The sequence below is a fragment of the Frateuria defendens genome (assembly GCF_001182895.1).
GTDB classification, from domain to species: Bacteria; Pseudomonadota; Gammaproteobacteria; order Xanthomonadales; family Rhodanobacteraceae; genus Frateuria_B; species Frateuria_B defendens.
On record NZ_LFQR01000110.1, the window covers coordinates 1 to 437 of the forward strand.

The 437-nt window shown below is 74.4% G+C and carries 1 protein-coding gene; it reads right to left on the reverse strand.

The features are described 5' to 3' along the window. A partial coding sequence (locus ACH65_RS14370) for a lytic murein transglycosylase (RefSeq protein ID WP_049623302.1) occupies window positions 1–437 on the reverse strand: 437 nt, incomplete at both ends.

Genomic DNA, 437 nt, shown 5'->3' on the forward strand with positions numbered 1-437 from the left:
CTCCGGCCCCAGCGGACCGGCCAGCGTCTGCAGGCTGCTCGGCGCGCCGGGGTCGAGCGCCTCGACCGGCGCGTAGCCCCAGGCCATCAGCTGCTCCAGCGGCCACTGCGGCGTGGCGTCCTTCACCGCCACCGCCCTGGCCGCCGCGTCGGGCTGCGCGCGCGCGGCCACCGGGCCGCCGTCCACCCAGCCGTGCTTGGCGAAATAGTTGGCCACGCTGGCGAGGATGTCGGGCAGCGAGTTCTTGAGGTCGATGCGGCCGTCGCCGTCCTCGTCCACGCCGAAGTCGCGGATGCTGGAGGGCATGAACTGGCCCCAGCCCTGCGCGCCCGCGTAGGAACCGGTGAGCGTATCCAGCGGGCCGCCGAGGTGGCCGTCGGGCAGCTCCAGCAGGGTCTTGAGCTGCTCGCGGAAGAACGCCGCGCGCGGCGGGTAGT